This is a genomic window from Bradyrhizobium sp. LeoB3, assembly GCF_055456055.1.
Window position 1 is genome coordinate 1 of sequence record NZ_JBVBEF010000197.1, and the last position, 5,771, is coordinate 5,771.

Annotated in this window: 4 protein-coding genes; 2 read left to right on the top strand and 2 right to left on the bottom strand. The window is 54.5% G+C overall.

The genetic code is table 11. The features are described 5' to 3' along the window. Positions 1-483: 483 nt before the first annotated feature. A complete protein-coding gene (locus tag ACZXDY_RS44365; RefSeq protein ID WP_464349819.1) occupies positions 484-2,487 on the bottom strand; it encodes a tetratricopeptide repeat-containing protein in 2,004 nt (667 codons plus the stop codon). After that, positions 2,484-3,647, bottom strand: coding sequence for a patatin-like phospholipase family protein (locus tag ACZXDY_RS44370; RefSeq protein ID WP_464349820.1), 1,164 nt, complete (start codon positions 3,645-3,647; stop codon positions 2,484-2,486). The genes ACZXDY_RS44365 and ACZXDY_RS44370 overlap by 4 nt, the downstream gene beginning before the upstream one ends. Positions 3,648-3,928: 281 nt before the next feature. On the opposite strand from ACZXDY_RS44370, the gene ACZXDY_RS44375 reads away from it, so the two are divergent. Next, on the top strand, positions 3,929-4,849 hold the full coding sequence (locus tag ACZXDY_RS44375; RefSeq protein WP_464349821.1) for a VHL beta domain-containing protein: 921 nt from the start codon (positions 3,929-3,931) through the stop codon (positions 4,847-4,849). 389 nt (positions 4,850-5,238) lie between these two features. Continuing rightward, on the top strand, positions 5,239-5,771 hold a 533-nt coding region (locus tag ACZXDY_RS44380), incomplete at its 3' end, for an amidohydrolase family protein (protein ID WP_464349822.1).

Consider the following 5,771-nt stretch of genomic DNA (forward strand, 5'->3'; position numbering starts at 1 on the left):
GGAATTGGCGCGACCGAAATAAGCAAGTCAATCAAGCAGCCTGAGTGACCCCTACGCGGCTCTCACCGGATGCTTACGCTCAATCCGCCCCAGTATTGTTGAAGCTGTCCCCTACTCCGCAGCAGACGCATTTCGCCGTCGGGATAAGGGAATCCAGGCTCCCGCTCGGCTTTCCCATTCTTCGGCGGCGAGCCCGAGACGCGTGCGCGGACGAAGAATTGCGACTTATCAGCAAGCTCAGCGCGAAGCCGGCGGGCTTCATTTAAATTTTGAGCTGGGCCGATTCTTCGAAAGGATCGGCGAGCCAGCTTTTGCCTCATGATGGGGCGGATTGATGTGCGGGCAAGTCAGTTTTCGCTTCCGCCTCGAGCCATCTTGATTGAGGCTTGCCTGTCTGGACAGAACCGAGCCTTCTACCCGGAAACCCAGTGCTCAAGGAAATGCCGGACTTTTCTCCCGCGGATTCCAGCCAGCGGGTCTAGTCTAGAGTGCAGTTGGATTGATAATCCAAGGCTGCTGCCCAGTGAACTTCCGTACCAAATCAATCATGTCTCGAGTGCCGCCGGGTCCGTCCCCGGCCTGCCCATCCCAAAGTGTCACAAACGACACCTTGCTGAGGCCCTGAGAAAGAGCCGTATAGAGCAACCAACGATTACATCGATCGTATTTGCCGATGTTCTTGGGCGCGAGCCCGAGTTCCTCAGGCATATAGAGAACCGTAGTTGCAGGGTGGGACTTAACTCGAGCAAAGCTCTCCTCCCAGAAGTGGTCGGGATCAGCAAATGTGACCGAATCAGCAAGAAATTCCGGTTCTGCGTCTGACAGGCGCATTTCGAGCGACATGCCACGCCTGAGGCAGGCCTCTGCAAATAACAAGTCACCCCCAGAAGCGCCTCCACTTAAGCCTAAGTCGCCTCGAGTGGCTCCGATCCGGTTGAGGCAATCCTCAATTCGTGCAGCGACTGCATTCACCTTTGCCGTTGGAAATCGTGCAGGCCTCTCAGTTCCAGGGCCTCTTGCCGATGGATCGTCTATCATATGACCGCTAAATAGCACGATGTGCTGAGGTTGAGACTGATCAAGAGCCCTTGAACCGACTCTCGTATCAAGTTCCTTCTCGGCCGCGTCTATCATCTTCGATACTTCGCCAACAATGTTCGGCCGATACTTCAGTGCACCAAGGAAATCTAACTGTTGGCTTGAGGCGTCTAGCGCAAATCGATCACCATTCGCGACAGCTAACGCGGCTCCCTCTGAATAATAGGTCGTCGCTTCCTTCTTGCGGTTGTGTACCAGCGCGAGCTCTCCGCTGCTTACGAGCGACCAATAATTCCTGCTAGCGTGAATACTCGCTGCCAAGCTCCACCGCGCACCATCATCAATTAGGTCAAGTGGCAGCGAGCTCTTTTCCTCTGTCACGTGCTCCCAAACTCGACCAAGCGTCAACGCATTAATGCCCGAATAGAATTCGCCGGGGACAGAGCGAAACGCGTCGAAATAGGCGGAAGCAGCGCTGTGCAACGCAGCGGCGGTGGCGCGAGCCGCAGCAGTAGGATTGGTCTTTCGCATTGGATGTGCATTCCAACCCTGTAACCATTCGTCTTTCCATGTGCGTGCACAAATGCCAAGTGATTCGCCGTCCCTGCTTTCCGACGCAAGCTGTGTGAGAGCTTCTCGCGCTTCGGTGTAGCGTCCAGCCCGGCCCAGTGCTCGTCCTTCAAGTTGGCGCGCTCTGATTTCAGCGCGATCCAGCTTCCGAGCCCGCTCGAGTATCTTCAATGCAAAGCGTGGCTTTTGCAATCGAATGAGCGCATCGGCTGCTGTACATAGTGCTTCAAATTCCAACAGGCTATTCGGGGTCTCGTCGGCTAAAACCAAAATATCTCCCGGACGCTGCTTACGTCGCGCAATCTCGATCCGTGTTTGCCATCGTTGTAAAGAATCCCAGTACTCATTGATGCCACCCACCCGTAATGTTTTCCAGTTTGGTTCCCGCAGATAGGGTAACTGCTGATAGACGGGGCTGGAACGCCTACCTTCCCAAGCTTCGAGAGTTTGCCTAATCGCATCAGTCAGGCTTTTGCGGTCGGCTTCTAAACTCCTCTGATCAGGTTCCGAGCCTGACAGAATATAGCGGTGCATTCGCTGGCCAGCGATGTCGAATGGTAGTCGCTCCCGCAGTGCGTATGTCATAAGAGTGCCGGTGCCACGCAAAGCATGTCGCACACCGATTTCGTACCAAACATTAGGATTGTCTAACGTGAGGTCTGCGACCACGAACTCTGCCAACAACAAATCTTGGAACATATCCGAATGTATCGATCCACCCCGACGGTCTGCATCGGCGCGATGTGGCGTTAGTCCGGCCGCGGAAATTGCGGGCGACAATAGCAGTTCGTATATCACGTCGAAATCGATCTCATTGTCATCGGGCCCCTTCTTCTTGCCAAAGGGCATAATAACAAATGCTCGGCTCGCCGATGTCATGACATTCGCGGCTCTTCATTGTCGCAAAAGCCCGCGAAGTGCGAAAGATCGACCTTCTTTTCAGCGACTTTGGCTCCGACTTGGCGAAGAAGCGGAACGCCATCAATCGAGTCCAGTGTTTGTACCTGATGTGGTCGGACATCGTTGCAGTCGATGGCATCCAGCCCAGCTCGTGACAGCTCAGCATTGTAGCGGACATACGAAAACAGCTTGTCCTCCCGCTCCAATGGGCCGACACTGCCGATCACATCTTCGACCTCGCCATCCAGCCGGTCGCCGGCTCTGCAATCACCAAACACACGACAGAGCAAGTCTTGTTCATTTGAAGCAGCGAACATGAGAGCCGCAGGGATCGTGGTCGCGTTGAACAACAAGCTCATTTGTCGCGGACTAAGTTCGGAGTGTGTCCCCGGACTTGTGCCGGTACCTACTGAGACGACCAACATCTTCTCGACTCCCGCCTCCCATCGAGCTGAAGGCTTCTGTGCCCAATAACGATCTACGGTGGCCATTAGAAACATCTGAAGTGCTGGATTGTTGTATGTTGTTATCCCGCCATCTACGAAGACTCGTTCTGTGGCTCGGTTAGGGAAGACAATCACTTCCGGCGGAAAATACGTGGGCGCCGCCGTGCTCGCGCGGATCAGCTGCCAAAGAGGAAGGTTTAGGTTGTTATCCGGGTGGCTTGCCAGGTTGTATTTGGCGTACGGATTATTCGACAGAGGCCACGGTGAATCAGTCGTCGCGTTCCGCATTACTAACAGCAATAGAGTTTGGAAGCGTTCCGACCCCAAGCAAGTATCATGCCCGAAGACTTGCCTAAGCATCAGTGCTAGTGGTTCATCATCGTATTTATGGCGAAGACGTTGAAGTAGTTTGGCCCGCACAAACATCTGCGGTCCGGCTTCTTCGTAGAATTTCTTTATCTCGCCGACTGCCATACCCATAGACAACCCGGCGGCAATGATTCCGCCCGTGCTGGTCCCTGCGATATAGTCGAAATAATGAGCCAGACGAAAACTAGCATCGCTAACTTTAGGTCTCAAAAGCTCTTCAATCTTCTGCAGTATCTCAAGCGCAAGGACGCCGCGAATTCCTCCGCCATCGATCGCTAGTAACCTCTTTTTCCCGGAACGCTCGATACGTTCAATCAAGGTCATGGCGCGCATCTCCAAACCTTACGTACGCGCTAAAGGCTGACGACCTGCAGTTAGCAACGCCAGATGAGTATCTCTTGCAACCTTTACGTTGATCTTGGGGTTCTCTGCCGGTAGAATAGTGGCCCATTTCAGCCTAAATGCAACCACCGTCGGAAGGCGACAGCGTGGACACGCCGCTGTTTTGCGACCAGCGATCATCCTACGGGGCATTAACATCACCAGTGGATGAGCTGCCAAAAACGAAGGGATTGGTACCGTCGTTGGCAGGGTAGGCCAGTATTATGAGTAAGATTGTAATTTCCTATCGCCGAGGAGATTCAGACGGAATTTCGGGTCGAATTCGCGATCGCCTGGTAGCTCGCTTCGGTCGAGAATCCGTTTTTATGGACATCGATAGCATACCTTTCGGCGTAAATTTCCAGGATCACTTTACGCACGCCCTCTCAGGTACGAATGTGTTGCTCGTAATCATCGGTCCGAGGTGGTTGGGACCCACTAAGGGCAAAGACCGACGTATTGATGACCCGAAGGATTTCGTCAGGATGGAGGTAGAGAAGGCGATCGAGCTTAAGGTGCCGATTCTGCCTATTCTCGTCGACAACGCCCAGATGCCTCCGCCGTCGCGGCTCCCTGCAAGTTTACAACGCCTTTCGTTCCTCAATGCTGCCGACGTCGACCCGGGCAGGGATTTCGACCACCATGTCGACCGGTTGTTTCGAGCGATCGATGGTTTTTTAGGGGCATCTACAGGGCCCGGTTCGCAGCACAAAGCTGTCGAAACCGGCGCTCCTCAAACGAGGCGGCATAATCCTGGATGGATGCTTTCTGCGCTGATGATCTTCGTCGCAAGCGCAGTGTTTGGGATCTGGTTGTTGTCGCAACCGTCAGACACAGTTCCTCGACCCGAAGTCACGCCTGATAGTCAAAATGCTGCTGTGTCCTGTGAGGAAGAGAAAAATCTGCGTTCACTCGGAACGCAGTTTGCCACCTTTATTAACTTCACCAACGCCAGTTCCCAAGCTGTTCGATTGTATTGGCTAAACCACCAGGGGGGGCGACAGCTATACGCCGTTCTGGAGCGCAGTGAAACCCGCAGCTTTCAAACGTACATTACGCATCCTTGGCTTATAGCGGATCTACAAGACAAATGCCTGGGGATCTACATGCCGACAGCGGCCAAATTGGAAGTGACTATTCATTAGCGCGCAGGATGATCGTGCGCACCTAGCCCTCCTCGTCTGCGATCATGCACTTCTCAAAGGCATGCTCCTTTGACTGGCTCCGCAGATTCCGAAGGTCCATAACTTCCAATACGCGAATGCTGGGGAGTTGGCAGGTTTAGGATCGTATTTCTGCTAGCACCTGTGCCCCTAAGCTCGTTATGTCCGCTTCTTAGGGAAGAGTGGACGGAGGCAGAGTAGACCGCCGACATCGGCTCACGGACCCAAAGCCGAACTGGGACAGCGCGTCGTCCAAACGAGTTAGCTTGCGGGCCCTGTCCAAGAAGCGTTGAACCGCTTCGAGATCGGAATTACTCTTCAAAATAGAACAAATGTTCGTCTATTGAACAATAGTTGATCGGGGGGATGCGATGGTCTGCAAGTTAACGGCGCTTGCGGTTTTTGGGGCGGGAATGTGGTTCGCTGGCACTGCACCATTGGCGGCCCAGCAGGGAGACTTCAACGCGCCTGACCTCGTCCTCGTCAACGGAAAGGTCCTAACGCTGGACGAACGATCGACCGTGACTGAGGCGGTCGCCGTCAGGAACGGAAAGGTTCTCGCGACCGGAAGCAGCGCATCGATTAAGTCGCTTGCCAGCGCTCGGACGCGCGTGCTCGATGTGTCCGGCAAGACCGTCATTCCAGGATTGATCGACACGCACGCTCACTTCAAGGCGGCTGGTCTTGCCGAATATGTCGTCAACATGAGCCGAGCGAAGACGGTGCCGGAAGCGCTCGAGGCGATCAGGACATTCGCGGCCACGAAGAAGCCGGGCGAGTGGATCGTGGGTGGCCCGTGGCATCCGCCGTCGCAACTCGCCGAGAAACGCTATCTGACCAAGCAGGAGATCGATAGCGTCGCTCCAAACAATCCGGTCTACCTGCGCACCGTCGGGCATTTCTC